Source organism: Azovibrio sp., from assembly GCF_049658005.1.
Classification (GTDB): domain Bacteria; phylum Pseudomonadota; class Gammaproteobacteria; order Burkholderiales; family Rhodocyclaceae; genus Azovibrio.
Genome location: NZ_JBASOH010000125.1, coordinates 1 through 21,614, shown reverse-complemented (window position 1 = coordinate 21,614; position 21,614 = coordinate 1). Strand labels below are relative to the sequence as shown.

General features: G+C 64.9%; 23 protein-coding genes and 1 pseudogene. 14 read left to right on the top strand and 10 right to left on the bottom strand.

Annotated features, from left to right (window positions below; genetic code table 11):
* From WBH99_RS12060 to WBH99_RS12030, 7 genes are all read right to left on the bottom strand, one after another.
* A partial coding sequence (locus WBH99_RS12060; RefSeq protein WP_424220340.1) for an efflux RND transporter periplasmic adaptor subunit occupies positions 1-1,058 on the bottom strand: 1,058 nt, incomplete at its 3' end.
* 178 nt (positions 1,059-1,236) lie between these two features.
* Positions 1,237-2,244: a hypothetical protein gene (locus WBH99_RS12055; protein ID WP_424220339.1), complete on the bottom strand. Its 1,008-nt coding sequence runs from the start codon at positions 2,242-2,244 to the stop codon at positions 1,237-1,239.
* 25 nt (positions 2,245-2,269) lie between these two features.
* The gene (locus tag WBH99_RS12050; protein WP_424220338.1) at positions 2,270-3,163 is read right to left on the bottom strand and encodes a DMT family transporter; all 894 of its coding nucleotides are present in this window, start codon (positions 3,161-3,163) and stop codon (positions 2,270-2,272) included.
* A 24-nt stretch (positions 3,164-3,187) separates the two neighbouring features.
* A complete protein-coding gene (locus WBH99_RS12045) occupies positions 3,188-4,687 on the bottom strand; it encodes an NAD(P)H-hydrate dehydratase (RefSeq protein WP_424220337.1) in 1,500 nt (499 codons plus the stop codon).
* Between the two features lie 70 nt (positions 4,688-4,757).
* A complete protein-coding gene (locus WBH99_RS12040) occupies positions 4,758-5,249 on the bottom strand; it encodes an OmpA family protein (protein ID WP_424220336.1) in 492 nt (163 codons plus the stop codon).
* A gap of 153 nt (positions 5,250-5,402) precedes the next feature.
* The gene (locus WBH99_RS12035) at positions 5,403-5,849 is read right to left on the bottom strand and encodes a MarR family winged helix-turn-helix transcriptional regulator (RefSeq protein ID WP_424220335.1); all 447 of its coding nucleotides are present in this window, start codon (positions 5,847-5,849) and stop codon (positions 5,403-5,405) included.
* Between the two features lie 102 nt (positions 5,850-5,951).
* Positions 5,952-6,803, bottom strand: a complete 852-nt coding sequence (locus tag WBH99_RS12030) for a tetratricopeptide repeat protein (RefSeq protein ID WP_424220334.1) — start codon at positions 6,801-6,803, stop codon at positions 5,952-5,954.
* Positions 6,804-6,920: 117 nt separating this feature from the next.
* On the opposite strand from WBH99_RS12030, the gene purL reads away from it, so the two are divergent.
* Both purL and WBH99_RS12020 read left to right on the top strand, forming a co-directional pair.
* Entirely contained in the window at positions 6,921-10,880 is a 3,960-nt protein-coding gene (purL, locus tag WBH99_RS12025; RefSeq protein WP_424220333.1) for a phosphoribosylformylglycinamidine synthase, read from the top strand.
* A gap of 238 nt (positions 10,881-11,118) precedes the next feature.
* The gene (locus tag WBH99_RS12020; RefSeq protein WP_424220332.1) at positions 11,119-12,462 is read left to right on the top strand and encodes a DUF1615 domain-containing protein; all 1,344 of its coding nucleotides are present in this window, start codon (positions 11,119-11,121) and stop codon (positions 12,460-12,462) included.
* A gap of 7 nt (positions 12,463-12,469) precedes the next feature.
* Here the strand turns inward: WBH99_RS12020 and WBH99_RS12015 are convergent, their stop codons facing one another.
* Entirely contained in the window at positions 12,470-13,492 is a 1,023-nt protein-coding gene (locus WBH99_RS12015; protein ID WP_424220331.1) for a YeiH family protein, read from the bottom strand.
* 549 nt (positions 13,493-14,041) lie between these two features.
* On the opposite strand from WBH99_RS12015, the gene WBH99_RS12010 reads away from it, so the two are divergent.
* From WBH99_RS12010 to WBH99_RS11995, 4 genes are all read left to right on the top strand, one after another.
* The gene (locus WBH99_RS12010; protein ID WP_424220330.1) at positions 14,042-14,299 is read left to right on the top strand and encodes a hypothetical protein; all 258 of its coding nucleotides are present in this window, start codon (positions 14,042-14,044) and stop codon (positions 14,297-14,299) included.
* Positions 14,296-14,571, top strand: a complete 276-nt coding sequence (locus tag WBH99_RS12005; RefSeq protein ID WP_424220329.1) for a type II toxin-antitoxin system YafQ family toxin — start codon at positions 14,296-14,298, stop codon at positions 14,569-14,571. The genes WBH99_RS12010 and WBH99_RS12005 overlap by 4 nt, the downstream gene beginning before the upstream one ends.
* A 261-nt stretch (positions 14,572-14,832) precedes the next feature.
* A complete protein-coding gene (locus WBH99_RS12000; RefSeq protein WP_424220328.1) occupies positions 14,833-15,711 on the top strand; it encodes a LysR family transcriptional regulator in 879 nt (292 codons plus the stop codon).
* A gap of 17 nt (positions 15,712-15,728) precedes the next feature.
* Positions 15,729-15,869: a hypothetical protein gene (locus tag WBH99_RS11995; RefSeq protein ID WP_424220343.1), complete on the top strand. Its 141-nt coding sequence runs from the start codon at positions 15,729-15,731 to the stop codon at positions 15,867-15,869.
* Here the strand turns inward: WBH99_RS11995 and WBH99_RS11990 are convergent.
* On the bottom strand, positions 15,803-16,105 hold the full coding sequence (locus WBH99_RS11990) for a hypothetical protein (RefSeq protein WP_424220342.1): 303 nt from the start codon (positions 16,103-16,105) through the stop codon (positions 15,803-15,805). The two genes, WBH99_RS11995 and WBH99_RS11990, sit on opposite strands and share 67 nt — an antisense overlap.
* Between WBH99_RS11990 and WBH99_RS11985 the strand changes: the two genes are divergently transcribed.
* Together WBH99_RS11985 and WBH99_RS11980 are read left to right on the top strand one after the other, a co-directional pair.
* Positions 15,995-16,489: a hypothetical protein gene (locus WBH99_RS11985; RefSeq protein WP_424220341.1), complete on the top strand. Its 495-nt coding sequence runs from the start codon at positions 15,995-15,997 to the stop codon at positions 16,487-16,489. The two genes, WBH99_RS11990 and WBH99_RS11985, sit on opposite strands and share 111 nt — an antisense overlap.
* Before the next feature lie 18 nt (positions 16,490-16,507).
* Positions 16,508-16,648 (top strand): annotated as a pseudogene (locus WBH99_RS11980) (BrnA antitoxin family protein); the annotation flags it as partial.
* A gap of 140 nt (positions 16,649-16,788) precedes the next feature.
* Here WBH99_RS11980 and WBH99_RS11975 read toward each other — a convergent pair.
* Complete coding sequence (locus WBH99_RS11975) at positions 16,789-17,034, bottom strand: helix-turn-helix domain-containing protein (protein ID WP_424220327.1); 246 nt, start codon at positions 17,032-17,034, stop codon at positions 16,789-16,791.
* Between the two features lie 92 nt (positions 17,035-17,126).
* Between WBH99_RS11975 and WBH99_RS11970 the strand changes: the two genes are divergently transcribed.
* The 6 genes from WBH99_RS11970 to WBH99_RS11945 form a co-directional block, all read left to right on the top strand.
* On the top strand, positions 17,127-17,402 hold the full coding sequence (locus tag WBH99_RS11970) for a type II toxin-antitoxin system Phd/YefM family antitoxin (protein WP_424220326.1): 276 nt from the start codon (positions 17,127-17,129) through the stop codon (positions 17,400-17,402).
* Between the two features lie 4 nt (positions 17,403-17,406).
* On the top strand, positions 17,407-17,793 hold the full coding sequence (locus WBH99_RS11965; protein WP_424220325.1) for a hypothetical protein: 387 nt from the start codon (positions 17,407-17,409) through the stop codon (positions 17,791-17,793).
* Positions 17,794-17,803: 10 nt separating this feature from the next.
* Entirely contained in the window at positions 17,804-18,067 is a 264-nt protein-coding gene (locus WBH99_RS11960) for a hypothetical protein (protein WP_424220324.1), read from the top strand.
* A gap of 70 nt (positions 18,068-18,137) precedes the next feature.
* Complete coding sequence (gene mads1 / locus WBH99_RS11955) at positions 18,138-18,341, top strand: methylation-associated defense system helix-turn-helix domain-containing protein MAD1 (protein WP_424220323.1); 204 nt, start codon at positions 18,138-18,140, stop codon at positions 18,339-18,341.
* A complete protein-coding gene (locus WBH99_RS11950; protein ID WP_424220322.1) occupies positions 18,338-21,292 on the top strand; it encodes an SNF2-related protein in 2,955 nt (984 codons plus the stop codon). The genes mads1 and WBH99_RS11950 overlap by 4 nt, the downstream gene beginning before the upstream one ends.
* A 47-nt stretch (positions 21,293-21,339) precedes the next feature.
* On the top strand, positions 21,340-21,614 hold a 275-nt coding region (locus tag WBH99_RS11945), incomplete at its 3' end, for a hypothetical protein (protein ID WP_424220321.1).

Here is a 21,614-nt window from a genome sequence, read left to right as displayed (position 1 = left end):
GCCACGGGGGCGCCCGGCTTGAGTTTCATCAGGTTGTCGATGATCACCTTGTCGCCGGGATTGAGGCCGCCCAGCACCACCCAGTCGCTGCCGTACCAGTCGCTAGTCTGGATGGGGCGGGGGGCTACCTTGTTTTCGGCATCCGCCGTCATCACCAGATTGCCGCGTTCGGTCTGCAGCACGGCCTTCTGGGGCACCAGATACACCCCTTCCCGCTCACCGGCCAGAAGCCGCACGCGCACGAACTGGCCGGGCAGCAGGATGCCTTCCTTGTTGGGGAATTCGGCCCGCAGCTGCTGGGTGCCCAGGGTGGGGTCGATGCTGGAGGCAAGGAAGTTGAGCTTGCCCTGGGCGGGGTAAACGCTGCCATCGGGCAGGATCAGTTCCACGCCGGTGATGCTGTCCGGGGTCAGGCGCTGGCTCGGTAGCTTGGCGGCTTCGCTCTCGGCCAGACTGAAGCGCACCCACATCGGGTCGTTCTGGGAGAGGGTGGTGAGCAGGCTGTCTGCCCCGGTGGTGATCAAATTGCCCACGGACTTGTCGGCCCGGCCGGTGATGCCATCCACCGGCGCCGTGACGAGGGTCCAGGACAGGTTGAGCTGGGCCTGGCGCAGGGCGGCCTGGGCCATGTCGTTGGCGCTGACCGCATCATCGTATTCCTTGCGGCTCACCCCCTGGACGTCCACCAGCTTCTTCATGCGCGCCATTTCCCGCGCGGTCTGGTCGGCCCGGGCCTTGGCTTCGGCGTAGGCGATCTCGTAGGGGTCGCGGTCGATCTGGAACAGGGGCTGGCCGGACTTGACGGGCTGGCCTTCCTGGTAAAGCTGTTTCATCAGGATGCCGCCCACCCGGGCGCGGACCTCGGTTTCCTTGGCGCCTTCGGTCTGCGCCATGATTTCTACCGAGTAGGGCACATTTCTGGGCTGCATTTCCAGCACCGTCACCGGCAAGGGGCCCATCGCCGGCGCCTGGGGCGCACTGGACTTGGAGCAGGCGCTCAGGGCCAGGACGCTACTGAGCAGCAATGGGAGCAGTTTGAGAGCTTGGGGGCAGGACATGTTCTGATCTCCGGACGAGTTTTGGGTGTTTGGTGGCCATTATACATACATCCATGAATGTATGTCTTGGGGCGAAAGGGTGAAAGGTTGGCATTCAGAGGCTGTCCCGCCGTCCCCATCCCGGCGCTCACGGCACCGTGGGCTGGCCTGGACCCGGATGACGCCGTCCGGCGGCGCCTCAGCTGTAAAGCCGTTCGATTTCCTGGGTCAGGGTGCTTTTGGGCAGTAGTTCCGCGGTCGGGTAGCTGACCCGCAGGATGACCCCCCGGCGCGGATGGGGGGCGGTAAAGCTGAAGTGGGAAAAATGCAGGTCTTCACCGGGTTGATCAGGGGGCACCCGTTGATTGAGGCTATTGACACGGTAGTCGAGGCTTTTGACTTCGACCAGCTGCTGCGGTGTTTGCAGGGTTGTGGCGATCCAGGTCAGGGTGTCGTCCAGGGTGGGCAGGCGCTGCCGGGATTCGCCCAGGGGGGCCTGGTGGCTCTTGATCTGTGCTGCCAGCGCCTCGCTTGTGTCCACGGGGGCGCCCGATTCATCGCAGAAAATGTCGCCGATACCCTGGTGTTCCAGGTGAGCCTGCTGGGTGCGCAGCAGGGCGATTTCCTCCTGCAGGTCCGCCTGGCCTTCCTTGATGGCCGAGAGCCGGGTGAGGATTTCCCGCCCCAGCTGGTCGAACAGGGCCCAGACCAGTTCCTGATCCAGGGCTTCCGGGGTGCTGCAGGGCAGGTGCAGCTGGTGGTGCGTGAAGTTGAGCGTGGTGACGGCCACGTCGTGCTGCAGGGCATCCCCGGTCAGGGCGACGCCAAAGCCTTTTTTTTCCTGCAGCACGGCGCCCAGGATGGCGTAGAAGGTCTGGACTTCCGGGTGCTGCTCGACGAACTCCTGAACGACGGCCTGGCGGCTGAAAATTTGTTGCACTTCGTCGGCCCGGGTGAACAGGGCGCGCAGCAGGGGGGTGGTGCGCCAGTTTCCGGCGGAGGCATCCAGGGGGCCGGGCAGGGCGGCGACGGTGCTGCGGCAGAAGTCCAGGGCGGTGGCTACCGCAGGGGCGAGTTGGGCGGGCGCGTCCGAGAGGGCCTTCAGGCGCGGGTCGACGATCTGGATCAGGCGTTCGATGCCGGCCTGGATCTGTGGATCCCCGGTATTTTTGTCAGAGCTGGAAAACAGCCAGTCGATGAGTCCCATGATGTGGCTCGAAAAAGTCAGGGGTTCATTCTACGGGTTTCTGGTCTTTTGGGCGGCTTTGATGCCATCCCAGGGCGGCGCCACTGAGGGCAATGATGGCCATGCCGCCCAGGGCCGGCGCATCGGGCCAGTGCTGGAAGACGATGGCGCCCAGCAGGGTGGCCCAGATCAGTTGCGTGTAGAGGAAGGGCGAGAGGAATGAGGCCGGGGCGTTCCTGAAGGCATGGATCAACAACAGATGACCGCTGCCCCCGAGCATGCCCAGGGCGATGGTGGTCAGGATGATCCAGGTCGCGGGCCACGCGGCGGGCCAGCACCAGGGCAGGACCAGGGAGGCGCCCAGGGTCCCCACCAGGGCGGTGTAGAACAGCAGGGTCAGGGGCGGGGTGTGTTCCGCCAGTTGCCGGGTGAGGAGTTGATAGCAGGCGTAACAGCCGGCGCCGCCCAGGGCCAGGACGATGCCGGCGGGAGTCAGGCCGGCGGCGGGCCGGGCGATCAGCAAAATGCCGGCAAACCCGGCCAGGGCCGCCAGCCAGCGTCCGGGGGTGAGCTTTTCCCCCAGCCAGGGGCCGGCCAGCAGGGCCACCAGCAACGGCGCCGTGAAGAAGACGGCCGTGGTTTCGGCGACGGGCATGTAGGACAGGGCGGCAAAATTGAAGCCGGTGCAGCCCAGTAGTAGCAGGCCGCGCAGGACTTGCAGGCCGGGCCGGGGCGCACGCAGGAGCGGGCTGCTGTCCCGGCGGGGAGCGAGCAGGATCAGCATCAGCAGCAGGTGGGTGGCGTAACGGCCCCAGACCAGCAGGGCCAGGGCGGCGTGCCGGGTCAGGTATTTGGCCGTGGTATCGAGGATGGCGAACAGCAGCACGGCCCCGAGCAGGAACAGGATGCCCCGGACGGGGGAGGGAATGTGGGCCTGCAAGGGACGGTGCTTTCCGGGCTGCCCTCAGGGGGCGGCCGCGATCCACTGGTTGAAACGGCTCCGGGCCGCGTCGGCGAGTTCCCCGGCGCACATGCCGATCGGGCCGATGCCGGCGAGGAGCAACTGATCGGCGGCCTGGCCGTGCAGGTGGCAGGCGGCCAGCAGGGCTTCGGTACTGGGCCAGCCCTGGCCCAGGAGGGCGGTGAGGATGCCGGTGAGCACGTCGCCGGTGCCTGCGCTGGCCAGGCCGGGGTTGCCGCTGGTGTTGATCCACCAGCAGCCCTCCGGGTCGGCAATCACGGTGCCGCAGCCCTTGAGGGCGACCCAGGCCTGGTAGCGGCGGGCCAGTTTCTGGGCCATGTGGATGCGGTCCTGCTGAATGACCACCGCCTGCAGGTCGAGCAGCCGGGCCGCTTCGGCCGGATGAGGGGTGAGCAGCACCGGGGCGGCCCGGTTGCGGGTGAGGGTTTGCAGGGCTTCTTCAAAGGCGAGGATGTTGAGGGCGTCCGCATCCAGCACCAGGGGAAGGGAAGTGGCCAGCGCCCGTTCCAGCAGTTCGGCGGCATGGACGCTGCGACCCAGGCCGGGGCCACAGGCCAGGGCGGTCAGTTCGGCATCGAAGATACCTTCCGGCTTGCGCAGCATCAGTTCCGGCCGGGAAAAATCCACGCCCGGCGCCTGGGGGTCGAGGAGCCCCAGAAAGACCCGTCCGGCCCCCAGTTTGAGGGCAGCCCGGCCCGCCAGCAGGGGGGCGCCGAGCATGGAGTGGGCGCCGCCGATGATGCCGATGCTGCCGTGGCTGCCCTTGTGGCTGTTGCGCCGGCGCGGCTGCAGGCAATGGCGGAAATCCTCGATGTGCACCAGTTCCCCGTCGGCAGCCTTGGGCAGGGGGTGGTTTAGTCCCAGGTGGTGGACCCGGATGTGGCCGCAGTGATCCGGGCCATCCGCCGTATACAGGCCGGGTTTGCCGGCAATGAAGGTGAGGGTGTGAGTGGCGTTGATGGCCGGGCCGCGACAGAAGCCGGAATCCGCATCCAGCCCCGAGGGGCAGTCCAGGGCCAGCAGCGGGCAATGCAGGTAGCCGGCCAGCTTGTTGATGCCCTGTACCAGTTCCGCGTATTCCCCTTCCAGGGGGCGGTCGAGGCCGATGCCAAACAGGCCGTCCACGATCATGCCCCATTCGACTCCCGGGGGGATTCGCTCCAGGCAGGTGCCGCCTTCGCCGATGAAGTGCTGGCAGGACTGGCGGGCATCCGCCGGCAGCCTTTCCGCCTGGCCCTTGAACACCACTTCGACGGGAATCCGTCGGGTGCGCAGCAGGCTGGCCATTTCCAGCGCGTCGCCGCCGTTATTGCCGGGGCCGGCCAGGATCAGGATGGGCGCGGTGCGGCTGCCCAGCAGCTCGACCGCCCAATCGGCCGCCGCTGCGCCGGCGCGCACCATCAGCCCGGCCTGGGCATTGGCCTGTTCGATCTGGCGCAGGCTGGCAGAAAAATAGAGGGAGTTTTCCGGGGCTGGGTTCATGGGGGGGGATCGGGCTGGATGAATTGCCTCCTTATGCCCTTTGGGTGGGGGCTTGTCAATCGTCGGGCGCTTACCGGGGCAGGGGGACGATGAACAGTTCGACGCGTCTGCCATCCAGGCGCTGGGCTTCTGGGTGTTCCTCGCCGAGGGGAGCCAGGCTGATCCGGTAGGAGGGGATGCCCAGTTCCACCAGGCGACGGCGGATCCGTTCCACGGCCGAGGTGGCCAGGCTGACATTCATTTCGCGGCTGCCGCCGCTGGGAGTGTAGCTTTCCAGCCGGATCACCAGATTGCGGTTGGCCTTGACCTGGCGGGCAATGTTTTCCAGGGAGGTCTCGACCGAACTGGGCAGGGCCGATGTGCTGCTATCCAGGGTGTACACCGCGTCGGCAACCACCGGGCGGGGGGCGGGCATCGCGGCGCGCTGGGCGACGGGGGGCGGGGCAGGCGGGCTTGTTGCCTTGAGCAGGGGAAGTGGCTCGGCGCAGCCAGCCAGCAGCAGGACGGCCAGGAGGCTGGTGGCGATGGGAAAAGACAGGGTTCGATGATTTCGATGATTCATGCGTGTTTCCTGGAGTGGAGTTTTTTCTAGGCAAATGAATTGGTAGGAATGTATAATCCGTCACCCTCGCGATGGCGATGGGTTTTTGCTCATCTTGTTGGGAAGACAAACCCCAATTTTCCGGCGCCTGATTCAGGGCGCCTTTTTTTTTGGCTAGATTTCCGAGAGTGGCACATTCTTCCCGGCTTCCTTGGCCTGCAGGATGCCCAGCAGCTTGTCCAGGATCGCGTGCAGTTCGACCAGGTTTTCGGCGGAAAGCTGGGTCAGGGCTTCGGGGAGCACGCCTTCCACGGGCTGGGGCGCCTGGGCGATGAGGCTGATGCCGGCGGGCAGGGGGTAGAGATGCACCACCCGTTGATCATTTTCGGAACGCCGCTTCTCCACCAACTTCAGTTCCACCAGCCGCTCGACCAGGTTGCTGGTGGTGGACTGGTGCACCGCCATGGCCCTGGCCAGTTCCGAAACCCGCAGACCCGGTTGCCGGACGATGACGGCCATGGCCCAGAGCTGGGCGCCGCTGATCCGGCAGGGGGACTCGACCTGCTGGAAGTGCTGCTTGACGGTATTGAAGATGGCGCGGAACTGTTTGAGTACATCCATGGGGGTCGGAGAGGGGCGACTGTCGCTGGCGGTCATTTTTCAGGTTCGGTTTGTCCAGGGGACGCACGGCAAGGGGCTGCCGTGCGTCCTTGATCAACGCATTCAGTTCAATGCGGCTGACAAGGCCCGGCGATATTTTCGTATCAAATCATCGTGACGCTCGTTACCGGACAGGGCTTCAAAGAACTCCAGCAGGGTGCGGCGGCCTCCTCCGGCATCGAAGAAGCGGTCGCGGCGCACCACTTCCAGGGCGGCTTCCATGGCTTTTTCAAACTGGCCATTGCCGGCGTAGGCCTTGGCCAGTTCCAGGCGCGCGGCGAGGTCGTCCGGGTTGGCGGCGACCTTCGCCTCCAGCGGTGCGGCATCCACGGCATTGGCGGCCAGTTCCAACCGGGTTTTGAGGGCTTGGGCCCGCTCGGTTTCGGTGTGGTATTCCAGGGCCAGCAGTTGCCCGGCTTCTGCCTTGCGCTCCAGTTCCAGCAGGGCTTCCACGGTGTCGAGGCGGGTGGCCTCGTCGTCGGGGGCGGCGTTGGTGGCCTGGATCAGGAGCTGCAGGGCGCCATCCCAGTCGCCGCTGGCGGCGAGGGCGGCGGCTTGTTCGCGCAGGTTGGTGGAAGCGGGCAGGGCGACCTTGTCGATGAAGGCCCTCAGTCCGGATTCGGGCAGGGCGCCGGTGAATTCATCCACCAGCTGGCCCTGGAACAGCACCTTCACGGCAGGAATGCTGCGCACGCCGAAGTGCTGGGCCAGTTCCGGATTGGCGTCCGCATCGACCTTGGCCAGCAGGAAACGGCCGCCATATTCCTCGGCCAGTTTTTCCAGCATGGGTTTCAGGGTCTGGCAGGGGGCGCACCATTCGGCCCAGAAATCCACCAGTACCGGGGTTTCCATGGAGGGCATGACAACCTTGGCTTCAAAATCTTCAAGGGCAACGTCGAAGTGGAATTCGCTCATGGGATTGCTCGTCAGCGGAAATGAATGAGGCGCCATTTTAGCCCGGTTCAGCCTCCTGAAGCCGGCTGTGGAACCGGTATAATGGCGGGCTTTCCCATCCCCGGTTTCCTACCTGCCATGGCTGATTTCCTGTTCCTGCGCGGCGCCGCCGCCTTTTCCGCGTTCCGCCTGCAGCGCCTGGAGGCCCGCCTGGCCGTCAGCCTGCCGGAGCTGGCCAGCGTCACGGCCGAGTACTGGCATGTGGTTGCCCTGAAAGCGCCGCTGCCGGAAAAGGAACGGGCCCAGCTCGCTCAGCTGCTGGAAGAACAGCCTGCCGGGGCGGACGAGGGCGAACTCTTTTTCGTGGTGCCCCGCATCGGCACTCTTTCTCCCTGGTCTTCCAAGGCCACCGACATCGCCCATAACTGTGGCCTCGCCGGCATCGAACGGATCGAGCGGGGCGTGGCTTTCCGCCTGGCCTTGAAGGGTGGCAAAGAGGGTGGCAAAGAAGGTGGCAAAACCCTGAATGTGGAGCAGCGGCAGGCCGTCGCGGCCCTGATCCACGACCGCATGACCGAATCGGTGCTGGATTCCTTCGAGGCCGCCAGCGCCTTGTTCCAGCATTTTTTGCCCCAGCCGCTCACCACCGTGGACCTCCTGGCGGGCGGCCGGCCGGCGCTGGAGGCAGCGAACCAAAGCCTGGGCCTGGCCCTCTCGGACGACGAGATCGACTACCTGCTGCAGATCTTCACCGACGTGGGCCGCAATCCCACCGACGTGGAACTGATGATGTTTGCCCAGGCCAACTCCGAGCATTGCCGCCACAAGATCTTCAACGCCTCCTGGGTGGTCGATGGGGAAGTCAAGGAGAAGACCCTGTTTGGCATGATCCGCGACACCCATGCGGCTCATCCCGAAGGCACGGTGATGGCCTATGCCGACAATGCCGCGATCCTCGCCGGGGCCACCATTCCCCGCTTTTACCCGGATGCCCAGGGCCGCTACGGCTACCAGGAGGAGCTGACCCACATCCTGGCCAAGGTGGAAACCCACAACCACCCCACCGCCATTTCCCCCTTTCCTGGCGCCGCCACCGGCTCGGGCGGCGAGATTCGCGACGAGGGCGCCACCGGCAAGGGTTCCAGGCCCAAGGCCGGCCTCTGCGGTTTCTCGGTTTCCAACCTGAACATTCCCGAAGCCGTGCAGCCCTGGGAGACCGACGCGGGCCGCCCCGGCCGCATCGCCTCGGCCCTGGAGATCATGATCGAAGGCCCGATCGGCGCCGCCGCCTTCAACAATGAATTCGGCCGGCCCAACCTGACCGGCTATTTCCGCGCCTACGAGCAGCCTGTCGACCACATCGTGCGCGGCTACCATAAGCCGATCATGATCGCCGGCGGCCTGGGCAACATCCAGGCGGAACAATCCTTCAAGGAAGCCCTCTTTCCGCCCGGCACCCTGCTCGTGCAGCTCGGCGGTCCCGGCATGCTGATCGGCCTCGGCGGCGGCGCCGCTTCCTCCATGAGCGCCGGGGTCAACACGGAAGACCTGGACTTCGCCTCGGTGCAGCGCGGCAATCCGGAAATCCAGCGCCGGGCCCAGGAAGTGATCGACCGCTGCTGGCAGATGGGCAAGGACAATCCCATCCTCTCCATCCACGACGTGGGGGCGGGCGGCATCTCCAATGCCTTCCCGGAACTGGCCCACTCGGGCAAGGCCGGCGCCCGGTTCGAGCTTCGCCAGGTGCCCATCGAAGAGCCGGGCATGAGCCCCGCCGAAATCTGGTGCAACGAAGCCCAGGAACGCTATGTGCTGGCCATTCCCCCGGCCCGCCTTGCCGACTTCACCGCATTTTGCGAGCGGGAGCGCTGCCCCTGTGCGGTGGTGGGCGAGACCACCGCCGACGGCCATCTGACCGTGGCCGACCGCTACTTCGGCAACAAGCCGGTGGACATGTCCATGGACGCCCTGCTCGGCAAGCCGCCGCGCATGACCCGGGACGTGCGCCGCCAGGGCGCCGGATTCCTGCCCTTCGACCCGGACTCCATCGACCTGAAGGAGGCCGCCTACCGGCTCCTGAAGCTGCCTGGCATCGCCGACAAGACCTTTTTGATCAGCATCGGCGACCGTTCCGTGGGCGGCATGACCGCCCGCGACCAGATGGTGGGCCCCTGGCAGGTGCCGGTGGCGGACGTCGCCGTGACCTGCATGGGCTACCAGGGCTATCGGGGCGAAGCCTTCGCCATGGGCGAGCGCGCCCCGGTGGCCGTGCTCGATGCCCCGGCTTCCGGCCGCATGGCGATTGCCGAGGCCCTCACCAACCTCGCCGCCGCCGACATCGGTGCGCTCGGCCAGGTCAAGCTCTCCGCCAACTGGATGGCCGCCTGCGGCTTTGCCGGCGAGGATGCCCGGCTCTATGACACGGTGGAGGGCGTTTCCCGGTTTTGCCAAGAGCTCGGCCTGGCGATTCCGGTCGGTAAGGACTCCCTCTCGATGCGCACCGCCTGGGAAGCGGGCGGCCAGCAGCGCCAGGTGGTCTCGCCCCTCTCCCTGATCGTCACCGCCTTTGCCCCGGTGGCCGATGTGAGGAACACCCTGACCCCCGAATTGCAACGGGATCAGGGCGAAACCGAGCTCTTGCTGCTCGACCTCGGCAAAAACCGCCTGGGTGGCTCGGCCCTCGCCCAGGTGTACAACGCCACCGGCGAGGATGCCCCGGACGTGGAGGAGCCCGCCCGACTCAAGGCCCTGTTCGATGCCGTCCAGCAACTCAAGCAAAAGGGCCTGATCCTCGCCTACCACGACCGCTCCGACGGCGGCCTTTTCGTGGCGGCCGCGGAAATGGCCTTCGCCGCGCATGTCGGCGTCACCCTGGACATGGACGGCCTCTGCTTCGATGCGCAGACCCTCGACATCGACGGCGCCGAGAAGCGTCCCGATCTCCTTGCCGGCCGCAGCCAGGAAACCCTGGTGCGCGCCCTCTTCAACGAGGAAGTGGGCGCCCTGATCCAGATCCGCCGCGCCGACCGGGAACAAGTCACCCCGGTGCTGCGCGCCCTGGGCGTGCCCTACTTCTTCGTCGGCTATCCCAATGACCGCGACGAAATCCGCGTGGTCCGGAATGCCCGGAAGGTGCTGTGCGAAAGCCGCATCGACCTGCACCGGGCCTGGTCCGAGACCAGCTTTCGCATGCAGAGCCTGCGCGACAACCCGGAATGCGCCCAGGAGGAATACGACCGCCTTCTCGACAAGGAAGACCCTGGCCTGTCCCCGAAACTCACTTTCGACCCGGCCGACGACTTCACCCCGGTCTATCTGGCGCTCGGCGCCAGGCCCAGAATCGCCATCCTGCGCGAACAGGGGGTGAACAGCCACTACGAAATGGCCGCCGCCTTCGACCGGGCCGGCTTCGAGTCGGTCGATGTGCACATGAGCGACCTCCTCGCCGGGCGGAAATGCCTCGAAGACTTCAAGGGCCTCGTCGCCTGCGGCGGCTTTTCTTACGGGGACGTGCTCGGCGCCGGCCAAGGCTGGGCCCGCACCATCCTCATGAACGAGCGCTGCCGCGATGCCTTCTCCGCCTTCTTTGCCCGGCCCGACCGCTTCGCCCTGGGGGTCTGTAACGGCTGCCAGATGCTGAGCGCCTTGAAGGAACTGATCCCCGGCGCTTCTGCCTGGCCGGCCTTTCGCCGCAACCGGGTGGAGCAGTTCGAGGCCCGCTTCGTGCAGGTGGAAGTGCTGGATTCGCCCTCGCTCTTCTTTCAGGGCATGGCCGGCTCGGTGCTGCCCATCGTGGTCTCCCACGGTGAAGGCCGGGCAGTGTTCGAGGACTCCGCTCCGAAAGCCGTGGCCGCAACGCTCCGTTACGTCGATCACCGCGGCCAGCCGACCGAGACCTATCCGCTCAACCCCAATGGTTCTCCGGGGGGATTGACCGGCTTTACCACGGCCGACGGCCGCTTCACCATCATGATGCCGCACCCGGAGCGGGTGTTTCGCAGCGTGCAGATGTCCTGGCACCCCAAGGCATGGCGGCAAGGCGAGGGCGACAGCCCCTGGCTGCGCATGTTCCGCAACGCCCGGCGCTGGGTGGGCTGATGGCAATCGGCTTCTTCCCGTGCTTGTCGGGGGGCGGCGCAGCACCGGCGGCTCATCCGGACCCTTGCCAGCAGGAAGTGCCGCCGCCCCCGGCCACCGTCCCGGTGGTCGAAGCGCCCCGGCCCCGGGCTGGCGAGGCCCGGGATGAAATCATCGACGCCCGAAGCCACATCGGGGCTTTGACGCGCAGATCAATGCCGGGGCTGGAGTCGTGGCCGGAGTCGGGGCCGGAGTCGTGATGCGGCGCCGGCATGGGCTGGGGCCCGGGGTGTTTCTCTCCTGCATCCTGCTGGGGGGCTGCGGCACCCTGCAGGAATCGGCCCAGGAATCAGCCCAGGAATCAGCCCAGGAATCAGCCCAGGAATCAGCCCTGGAATCGGCGCCGCTGGAGCGCCGCCAGGAACTGCCGGCCGGGCCTTCCGGGGCGGCGAGCATGCCGGTGATCCAGCCCGGAGTGACTCAGCAGCCCCTGCCGGAACTGCCGCCCCCGGTTCAGGTCCTGACACCGCTGCCCGCGCCGCCTCTCATTCCTCCTTCCCCTGCCCTGCACGGACGCGCCCTGGCGGAAGCCCTGCTGCCGCCTTCGGTGCGGGACCGGGCCGGCTGGGCGAAGGATATCGCCGCCGCCGTGGAGGCTCTGGGCCTGCCGGGCAACAAGGAGAACTACTGCGCCGCCATGGCGGTGACCGAACAGGTCTCCAGCTTTCAGGCCGATCCGGTGGTGCCGGGCCTGGCCGCCATCGCCTGGAAGGAAATCGAAACCCGCCGGCAGCGCTACCACATTCCCCGGCTGGCCCTGGATGCGGCCCTGGACCGGACCTCGCCCAACGGCCGCAGCTACCGCCAGCGCATCGACAGCCTGCGCACGGAAAAGCAGATGAGCCTGCTCTACGGCGACATCATCGAAGGCCTGCTCTTTGGCCGGCAGCTCCTGAGCGGCTACAACCCGGTGCGCACCGGGGGGCCCATGCAGGTCAGCGTCGCCTTTGCCCGGGAGCACGCTCGGGACAACGCCCATGCCGCCGCCCTGGTGCGGGAGGCCGGAGGGGATGTGCGCAGCGCCGTGTTCAGCCGCAAGGGCGGCCTGTATTTCGGCATTGCCCACCTGCTCGACTACCCGGCCATTTATCAGGAAGCCCGCTACCGTTTCGCCGACTTCAACGCCGGGCGCTACAGCAGCCGCAACGCCGCCTTCCAGCAGGCCCTGGCGCAGCTGGCCCGGGTGGAGATGGACCTGGACGGGGATCTGCTCGATTACGGCGGCCAGCCCAGCGCCACCTGGCAGGCCGCCCGCAAACTGTCCCGCCGCCTGGGTCTGAGCGACGGGGAGATCCTCGCCAGCCTGAAGCTGGAAAAGAGCGAGGCCTTCGGCCGCAGCCCGCTCTACCAGAAGGTCATGGCCATGGCCGACGGAGCCGCCGGCCGGCATCTGCCCCGGGAAATCCTGCCCCGCATCCGGCTGCAGAGCCCGAAGATCCATGGCAAGCTGAGCACCGCCTGGTTCGCGGAAAAGGTGGATGGCCGTTACCAGCAATGCCTGCAGCGGGCAGCCAACCTGGCCGAGGCCGCCCGGGAGCGCTGATCTGCCGTCAGGCCGCCAGCCACCAGTTGCAGAGCCCGCCCAGCACGACCAGATGCAAAAACAGCAAGGCCCCCAGGAGCAGCGGCCGGGGCCCGGCCCGGCGCATCCGCACCCAGGTGGTCTCGAGCCCCAGGGCCGCCATGGCGCCGGTGAGGAGGAGGGCGGCCAGCCGTCGCAAAAGCTCCACCCCGGAAGGCGGCAAGAGGGCGAGGGAGTTGAGCCCGGCGCAAGCGATGAAGCCCAGGGCAAACCAGGGCATGGCGATTGCCGGCCGGCCGGCATTTTTCCCCTTGCCGCCCAAGAGGGCGCTCAACGAGAGCAGAAAGGGAACGAGCAGCAGCACGCGCAGCATCTTCACGATCATGGCCTCTCTTGCCACCGCATCCCCAAGCGAGTGGCCGATTGCCACCACCTGCGCCACTTCATGCACCGTCGAACCGACGTAGATGCCAAAGCCCGGGTGATCCTGCCAGACCCAGTGGGCGAGCAGCGGGTAGAGCAGCATGGCCAGGGTGCCGAACAACACCACGGTGGCAATGGCGGCGGCGGTTTGCTCGGCCGCCTTGGCGGTATCGAGTCGCAGCACCGGCACGGTCGCCACCACCGCCGCGGCGCCGCAGATGGCACTGCCGGCGCTGGTGAGCAGGGCGCTCTCGCGATCCAGGCCGAGCCAGCGGGTGCCGAGGAAATAGCCCAGCCCCAGGGTGCTGCCGACCATGAACAGATCCGCGAGAAGGCCGTTCCTTCCCACCTCCAGGAGCTGCTGAAGGCTGAGGTTGAAGCCAAACAAAGCCACCCCGAGGCGCAGGAAACGGCGCTGGGCGAAGGCCAGGCCAGGCTGCTGGGCCGGGGCGTGCAGGCAGGAAAACAGGTTGCCCAAAAGCGCCCCGAGCAGGATCGCCAGGCTCAAGGGGCCAAATCCCAGCCGTTCGAGCTTGGCCGCCGTGGCAAGCAAGGTCGCCCCAAGACCGATGGCAAGGACCAGGGCAAGGCCGGGCGCAAGTTGCCGGAGCGTGCGCAAGACGGGCATGAAAAGACTCCAGAAAGAAAGCGGGCGTTACCCGGCGAGGCCCCGCGGATGAGTGTCACCCGATGGGCGTTACCGGATAGGCGTTACCGGATGGGCGTTACCGGATAGGCGTTACCGGATAGGCGTTACCGGATGGGCGTTACCGGGATGGGCGCTACCGGGAAGGACACTACCGGGAAGGACACTACCGGGAAGGACGTTACCGGAATGGACGCTACCTTAAGGAGTCGCATCGAATAGGTAAAACTGATTTTTTTTATTTAATGAATCGGTTTTTCTGATGTAATGCCCTCCTCTTGATCCGGAGCGCCTTGGCCGAACGCAAGGGGACCGAACGTAAGGGGACCGGAAAAACGGGGGCCAAAGCCGCCCGCACTTGCCGTGCTCGGGCAAGGCGGGTAAGCCCCAAACAGGGCCGGGCTTGTTCTGCCGCCGGGCCAAAGCCGCTTCCTCCCGCTGCGGGCGGCGGCGATCCGGCGTAAGTCATGGAAGTGCGGTGAACCGTGTGATATAAAGCACGCACAACCGCTTTATTCACGAGGTGCCCATATGTCACACATCACGGCCAACGATCTCAAAATCAAGGGAGTCGCCGCCATCGAGGCGGCCTTGAGCCAGTCATCGGAGGCGATCGTGTCGGTGCGCGGCAAGGATCGATTCGTGGTGATGGATTTCGCCCACTACCAGTACCTGCGCGAATGCGAACTCGATGCCGCGCTGGCGGAAACCCGCGCTGACCTGGCGGCCGGGCGTTTTATCGAGGAATCGGCAGAACAGCACCTGGCCCGGCTCGACCAGCTGGCATGAGCTACACGCTCTGCTTTACCGAGGCTTACAACCGCCGTGCGGCCCGCTGGCTGAAAAAGCATCCCGAGTTACGCCAGCATTACCTCAAAACCCTGGCCCTGCTGCAGGCCAACCCCTTCCACCCTTCCCTGCGCCTGCATGCGCTGAGCGGCAAGCTGCAAGGCGTGCATTCGGTGGCCATCGATCTCTCCTATCGCATCACCCTGGAGTTGCTGATTCAGGATCAGCGCATCATCCCCATCAACGTGGGTGACCACGATAGTGTGTATTGACCTGGCCGACTCAAACTCCAGGTGCAACACCTCGACGAGGAGAGCCTGGGATATTGCACTCCCTTGCGCCGTAAGTCTCTATCCGTGTTTTCGGCCGTCAACGCCATGGGCCCCAGCGGCAAGCGGCCCGTGTCAGCGGATTTGCAGGAGCGAGCCGATGGGGGTTTGCCATCATCGCGAAAGAGGGCCGGGCTTGTTCTGCCGCCGGGCCGGTGCCGTTTCCTCCCGCTGCGGAAAAGTCCGGGTTTTCCCGACTGCGCCATGAAAATCACCCTGCGCCAACTGGAAGTCTTTGCCGCCGTCGCCAGCCACGGCCAGGTCACCCGCGCCGCCGCTACGGTTGCCCTCAGCCAGGCAGCGGCCAGCATGGCCCTTGCCGAACTGGAACGGCAGCTCGATGGGCAGCTGTTCGACCGGGTGGGCCGGCAACTGCTCCTCAACGAGCAGGGCCGGCGGCTTTTACCCCGGGCCCTGGAAATCCTCGACCGGGTGCGGGACCTGGAAGCGGAAGCCTTGAGCGGCGGCGCCGCCTTCGACCTGAAACTGGGGGCGAGCCTCACCATCGGCAACCATCTGCTGCCGGATCTGCTCGCCGGGATGGCAGAGCGGCATCCCGGCAGCCGCCTGGGCCTTGCACTACACAACACCGCTCAGGTGGTCGCCGAGCTGCTGGCGTTTCGCATCGACCTCGGTTTCGTGGAGGGGCCGGTGCAGGAGGCGGCGATCCGGCGCCTGCCCTGGCAGCCGGACCCGCTGGTGGTGTTCGCCGGCCCCGGCCATCCGCTCGCCGGCCGCATCGTCACCCAGGAGGAACTGGCCGATGCCCGCTGGGTGCTGCGGGAGCGGGGCTCGGGGACCCGGGAAGTATTCGAGCGGGCCATGGCCAACGCCACCCTGAGCCCGCGCCTCGCCCTGGAACTGGAGCAGCCGGAAGCCATCCGCCAGTGCGTGCGGCGGGGCCTCGGCCTGGGCTGCCTCTCCCGCCTGGAACTGCAGGAATCCTTCGACCAGGCGACGCTCCTGCCGGTGCACACCCCCTTTCTCGACCTGAGCCGGGAATTCCTGATCCTCGTGCACCGCGACCGGCACCTGAGCCAGGGCCTGCAAGCCCTGCTCGCCCTGTGCGGGGTGGAAGCCTGATGAGGTGGAAAATCGTTATGGCCGTGCTGCACCAAGGCCGGGGCCAGGAACTTGAACTGGCCGGGGAAGTTCTGGTGGATGAAGAGGAGGTTCATGAGCTTGTCAGCCACGGGTTGGCGATCCGCAAGCCGTCAATCCCTTCAAAGTCGGACACATGACGTGTGGCCAGGGTCAGATCGTGCGTGAGCGCGATGGCAGCGATCTGGGCATCTTCGCTACGGATGGGGCGACCGGCACGCGTGCGTTGCGCGACGATAGCGGCGTAGTGGAGTGCCGCACGCTCATCGAATGGCAGACAGCGCCCCTCGAACTCCTCTTCGAACATTGCTTGTGCCGCCCCTGCCAGCCCCACCTGGCGCTTCCCCGTTGGCATCAGCGCCAGCCCAAGCGCGATTTCGGCAAAACTGATGGCGCTGGTCCACACCTGTTGTTTTTCCGCTACACGCTCAGCGCAGCTAGCATCGCTGCCGAGACGCGGCCCGAGGCGTGGCGCAAGAAATTACCGCGCTACCCGGTGCCGGTCGCGTTGCTCGGCCGATTGGCCGTAAATCAGCAGGGGCAGGGAAACGGGCAAGGAAAGGGCCTGGGCTCGATCTTGCTGGTGGATGCGTGCAAGCGCGTTACTGCCGCCAGTGAAACGCTGGCGGTTGCTGCCATCGTGGTGGATGCCAAATCCCCCAACGCGGCCGCGTTCTACCTGCACTTCGGTTTTATCGAACTGCCCGGCCAACCCGGCCGCTGGATGCTGCCCTGCTCGCACTTTGCAGGTTTGGCTTGAGTTCGCCGTGGCCGGCTCAAGGCTGCTAACCGTAAGCTGGCATCGACCGTGCGCTACGACGCGGACGTGGTCGAGGCCTTCAAGGCAACCGGCGAGGGCTGGCAGACGCGGATGAACGCGGCCTTGAAAAATTGGCTGAAGACGCATCCGCCGGCCTGAGCGACTGACCGCAAAAAGCGGCCACCGCCCTCCCGGCAGGTGACCGCAGCGTAGGGGAAACGTCCGCCGGTTCCCCAATCCCAAGGACTCGGCGGGACGCAAACCCGGCGGGTCAGCGGCCAGGCATCGCTCCTGCCGGGTCAGGCGTGAAGCACCGACAAGGCGTTGGGGTTGGCCTCGACGATCTTCAGCAGCGCCCGCGCCGGACCTGCCGGGCGAACCCGGTGCTGCTCCTGGTTCTGCAGGGTCTTGGGCTTGACCCCGATCAGGTAAGCAAAGCGGGTCTGGCTCAAACCGGTGCGTTCCCGGATGGCCTTGACGTCCGGCTCGGGAAACTCGCGTACCCTTGCCCCCGTGACAGCCTCGCCACGCATATGGCGCCCCATGTCACGTACGCTCTCCAGCAACTCGTCAAGTCGTGCAACACCATCGGCATCTGATACACTAAATGTTAACGTTTGTGTTAAAGGATTTTGCCATGAACTTCACTGCCCAAGATGTAGTGCCGATCAGCGAGGCTCGCGCTCGCCTGACTGAGCTTGCTGACGATGTGGTGTCCGGCGCTGAAAAGCTGCTGACCAAGAACGGCGCTGCTTACGTTGCCTTGGTTGATGCAAAACGCCTGGACTACTACCATGCCCTGGAGGCTGAACATGCAAGCCTCGTGTTACTGACTGAAGCTGAAGCAAGTCTGCGTGAGGTTTTGGCCGGGCATCGCGTATCGAACGTAGATCTTATGAAGGCGTTGTCCTGAAGTCATGGCGTTACCCCTGAACGCCAAGGTCGAAGCCGCACCGAATTTCCTTGCCAACCTGGATGCCGCTCACCAGTTCTTTCTGGTTCAGGATGCGGACAGCGCGGATTCACGGCAGAGCAAGCTGAAGGCTGACATCCGGGAGATGATCGCCATCTTGGCGTGGTCGCCAGCCAGCGGTCGGCCCGCGCGGTTTCTATCTGCAAAATCTGCACAAGCTATGCTGAAGGCCGACGCTGTTCAGCAACTGGCTGAGCAGGCCGGGTTGCCTTCACTGCGCGAGTCCGTCGTCGGCCAGCAATTCATCGTCCTTTACGCTCATTCCGACGCTGAGGTTGTGCTGCTGGCTTTGAAGCACCAGCGACAGTTGATGTACTCGGCAGAGTCCTGATTGCAATCTCATGAAAACTCTTCGTAATCGCCTTGTGGAAACGGTGCTTGCCAGGGAGAAATCCTTTGGCAATGCATCCTTAATTACATCTGCGTTATCAGAGCTTGATGCAGCACTACTCCTCGGCTGTTCGCTTGAAGAATATACAATTGCCATGCAAGGCATGACTTCCGTTCAAAAGGGTTACGACTTCAAATTCAACGGCCATCGCTACCAAGTAAAGGCAAACCGACCAAGCGGTAAGCCCGGTAGCTTCGTGACCATGGTTTCGTAAGCCCGACAGGCTGCTAGAAGATCTTGCACTATTCTGCCCTTTTTACCCAACATTCGACTGGCCGCATTCCATGCCCCAAAACACCAGCGAAAGCGGAATCCTGACGATCAAGGAAGTCGCCGAGTACCTGAAGGTCACGGAGCGGACGATTTACCGGCTCGCGGCGGCCAAGAAGATACCGGCCTTCAAGGTCGGCGGGATGTGGCGTTTCAGGACGGCGGACATCGACGGCTGGATCGCGGCCCAGTCGAAGAAGGCGGAGGGCACAGATTGATCTCCGCCTATCACGCCAAGTACTACGCCCACGAGCTGACACGGCGACACGCGGCCGACGGCGTGGATCGCCTGTCGCAGTCCCTGTTCGATGCCAGTGTTGATCTGAATCCGCACCAGATCGAGGCGGCGCTGTTCGCCCTTCGAAATCCGTTGCAGGAAGGTGTGCTGCTGGCCGACGAAGTGGGCCTCGGCAAGACCATCGAAGCCGCGCTGGTGGTTTGCCAGTACTGGGCCGAACGCCGCCGACGCTTGTTGGTGATCTGCCCGGCCAGCCTACGCAAGCAGTGGGCGCAGGAGCTTCAGGACAAGTTCGCCGTGCCCACCACCGTGGTGGATGCAGTCTCCCTGCGCAAGAAATCCGCTGGCGACATCCTCGCCACCCTGCAACGGCAGGTTGGCAAGGCGGTCGTCATCATGTCCTACCAGTTTGCAGCCAAGCTGGAAGCTGAGCTGCGCGCCGTGCCCTGGGATGTCGTGGTCATTGACGAAGCGCACAAGCTGCGCAACGCACACCGCGCCAGCAACCGTACCGGGCAGGCGCTCAAGCGCGCACTGCAAGGCCGCAAGAAGCTGCTGCTCACCGCCACGCCGCTGCAGAACTCGCTGATGGAGCTGTATGGCCTGTCCACATTGATCGACGAGCACCTGTTCGGCGACGAAGCTGCCTTCCGCAAGCAGTTCATGAACAGCGGGGCGGGTCTTGACGAACTGCGTGAGCGTCTTGCCAGCTTCGCCAAACGCACACTGCGCCGTGACGTGCTGGAGTACATCAAGTACACCGAGCGCAAGGCCCTCACTCAGCCGTTCAACCCCACCGACGACGAGCAGGCGCTGTACGAGCGCATCTCGGCCTTTCTGCAAAAGGAAGACTCCTTCGCCCTGCCCAAGCAGCAGCGCCACCTCACAGCACTGATCTTGCGCAAGCTACTGGCCTCCAGCTCGCACGCCGTCGCTGCCACCTTGGTCACCATCCGCGAGCGCCTGCAGGGCTTGCTCACAGCAGACAAAGCGGAAGACGATGGCAGCCAGCTGGTCGAACAACTCATTGCCGAGGACGACCTGGAGCAGGACTGCCTGGAAGAGGACTGCCTGGAAGAGGAAGCCAGCGAGGCAGAAGACAACGCTGAAGTCCCGACGCCTGCGCCACTCGAAGAAGGTAAGCCGGGCGCTGCAAAAGATGCCCATGCAGTCCGTGCCGCCATCACCACAGAGATCGCGGAGCTGACCGCATTCGTCGATGCCGCCCAAGCCCTGAAAACCGACACCAAGGCGCAGGCGTTACTCAAGGCGCTCAACCTGGGCTTCGCCAAGATGACCGAGTTACGGGCGCCACGTAAGGCCATCATCTTCACGGAATCCAGGCGCACGCAGGAGTACCTGCACCGCTTCCTCTCAGCCAACGGTCACGCGGGCAAATTGGTGTTGTTCAGCGGCACGAACACCCACGAGGACTCCACCGCCATCTACCAGCGCTGGCTGGAAGCGTACAAAGGCACGGATCGCGTCACCGGCTCGCCGCAGGTAGATCGCCGCACCGCGCTGATCGACCACTTCCGCAAGGACGACGGCACCGGCGCGGAAATCATGATCGCCACCGAAGCGGCTGCCGAAGGCGTCAACCTGCAGTTCTGCGCGCTGATCATCAACTACGACCTGCCGTGGAACCCGCAGCGCGTCGAGCAGCGCATTGGCCGCTGCCACCGCTACGGTCAGCGTTTCGATGTGGTGGTCATCAACTTCCTCAACACCCGCAACCAGGCCGATCAGCGCGTGCTGGAACTGCTCACCGAGAAATTCAAGCTGTTCTCGGGTGTGTTCGGCGCGAGCGATGAAGTGCTGGGCCGCATCGAGGGTGGCCTCGATTTTGAAAAACGCATCCTCCAGATCTACGACACCTGTCGTCAACCCGAGCAGATCGAAGCCGCCTTCAATGCCCTCCAAACGGAGCTGGAAGAAGTCATTGCCGACCGGATCAAAGACACCCAGTCACAGCTACTGGAAAACTTCGATGAAGACGTTCACGACCGCCTCAAGCTGCGCCTACAGGACGCTGAAGCGCGGCTTGACAAGCTGGGACGCTGGTTCTGGGGTGTTACTCGCCATGCGCTCAATGACCGTGCACGCTTCGACGAGCAGTCCTACGCGTTCTCATTGAGCACGCCGCCAACCGGAATCGCTACAGGCCGCTATCAGCTCATTCGCGCCAATACCCAAACCCAAGCGCAGCCGGACATGCTGGCGCACGCCTACCGCCTCAGCCACCCGCTGGGGGAGTGGAGCATTGATACCAGCCTGAATGCCGCAACGCCTGTCGCCACCCTGAAGTTCGACTACAGCAAACACGGCGCGCGCGTCTCCGTCATCGAGAAACTGCGCGGCATGTCCGGCTGGCTGACGCTGGCCCGGCTGGAAGTCACCGCCTTCGAGACCACCGAGGCGCTGCTATTCTCCGGTCTTACTGACGATGGTCAGGTACTGGATCAGGAAACCTGCGAAAAGCTGATGGCCATTCCAGCAGCAGGCAAACCCACTCCTTTGAACACCGCTGTGCCCGAGGCCCTGCTGGCCAACAGCCAGCGCGCGCTCAAAGCCACCATTGCCCAGGTGCTGGAAGCCAACCAGCGCCTGTTCAATGAAGAACGGGACAAGCTGGAACGCTGGGCCGACGACAAGCTGCTGGCCGCCGAAGAAGCCCTGAAGAACACCAAGGCACGCATCGCCCAATTGAAGCGCGACGCCCGCAAGGCCGTTACCTTGCAGGAGCAGGACGGCATCCAGCGCGAACTGTCTGAGCTAGAGCGCAAGCAACGACGTTTGCGGCAGGAAATCTTCGCCGTCGAAGACGAGATCATCGCCAAGCGCGACGAATTGATTGCCTCGCTCCAGCAGCGCCTGCAAGAAAAGACCTCCAGCGAAACCTTGTTCAGCATCCGCTGGCAGGTCATCTGAAACGCAAATCCTTCGAAGAATCAGAAATCCCGAGACCAGGGCAAACCATGACCAACAAACAGAATCCCAAATTCCAGGAGCTCGTCGCCAAGCTGCGCGAGATTTTCCAGATCGACCGCCCGGAACTCGACTTCGGCATCTATCGCATCCTCAATGCCCGCGCGGGCGAGATCAACGACTACCTGCAAAACCGGCTGGCCGAGAAGGTGCAGGCCGCGCTCAACAGCGACAACGAAGCCCAACGTGAGCAAGTGGCGCGCGAGCTGAAGGAAAAAGAAGCCCAGTATCAGGCCGATGGCATCGACCCGGATACCGTGCCCAA

Bases quoted from the DNA above. Each gene is read 5' to 3' on its own strand.
- WBH99_RS11995 (WP_424220343.1), top strand. From the start codon at position 15,729: ATGGCCGTGCTGCACCAAGGCCGGGGCCAGGAACTTGAACTGGCCGGG.
- WBH99_RS11965 (WP_424220325.1), top strand. From the start codon at position 17,407: ATGGCGTTACCCCTGAACGCCAAGGTCGAAGCCGCACCGAATTTCCTT.
- mads1 (WP_424220323.1), top strand. From the start codon at position 18,138: ATGCCCCAAAACACCAGCGAAAGCGGAATCCTGACGATCAAGGAAGTC.
- WBH99_RS12030 (WP_424220334.1), bottom strand. From the start codon at position 6,803: ATGAGCGAATTCCACTTCGACGTTGCCCTTGAAGATTTTGAAGCCAAG.
- WBH99_RS12040 (WP_424220336.1), bottom strand. From the start codon at position 5,249: ATGAATCATCGAAATCATCGAACCCTGTCTTTTCCCATCGCCACCAGC.
- WBH99_RS12015 (WP_424220331.1), bottom strand. From the start codon at position 13,492: ATGCCCGTCTTGCGCACGCTCCGGCAACTTGCGCCCGGCCTTGCCCTG.
- WBH99_RS12035 (WP_424220335.1), bottom strand. From the start codon at position 5,849: ATGGATGTACTCAAACAGTTCCGCGCCATCTTCAATACCGTCAAGCAG.
- WBH99_RS11970 (WP_424220326.1), top strand. From the start codon at position 17,127: ATGAACTTCACTGCCCAAGATGTAGTGCCGATCAGCGAGGCTCGCGCT.
- WBH99_RS11975 (WP_424220327.1), bottom strand. From the start codon at position 17,034: ATGGGGCGCCATATGCGTGGCGAGGCTGTCACGGGGGCAAGGGTACGC.
- WBH99_RS12005 (WP_424220329.1), top strand. From the start codon at position 14,296: ATGAGCTACACGCTCTGCTTTACCGAGGCTTACAACCGCCGTGCGGCC.
- WBH99_RS12000 (WP_424220328.1), top strand. From the start codon at position 14,833: ATGAAAATCACCCTGCGCCAACTGGAAGTCTTTGCCGCCGTCGCCAGC.
- WBH99_RS11960 (WP_424220324.1), top strand. From the start codon at position 17,804: ATGAAAACTCTTCGTAATCGCCTTGTGGAAACGGTGCTTGCCAGGGAG.
- WBH99_RS12045 (WP_424220337.1), bottom strand. From the start codon at position 4,687: ATGAACCCAGCCCCGGAAAACTCCCTCTATTTTTCTGCCAGCCTGCGC.
- purL (WP_424220333.1), top strand. From the start codon at position 6,921: ATGGCTGATTTCCTGTTCCTGCGCGGCGCCGCCGCCTTTTCCGCGTTC.
- WBH99_RS12010 (WP_424220330.1), top strand. From the start codon at position 14,042: ATGTCACACATCACGGCCAACGATCTCAAAATCAAGGGAGTCGCCGCC.
- WBH99_RS12020 (WP_424220332.1), top strand. From the start codon at position 11,119: ATGCGGCGCCGGCATGGGCTGGGGCCCGGGGTGTTTCTCTCCTGCATC.
- WBH99_RS12055 (WP_424220339.1), bottom strand. From the start codon at position 2,244: ATGGGACTCATCGACTGGCTGTTTTCCAGCTCTGACAAAAATACCGGG.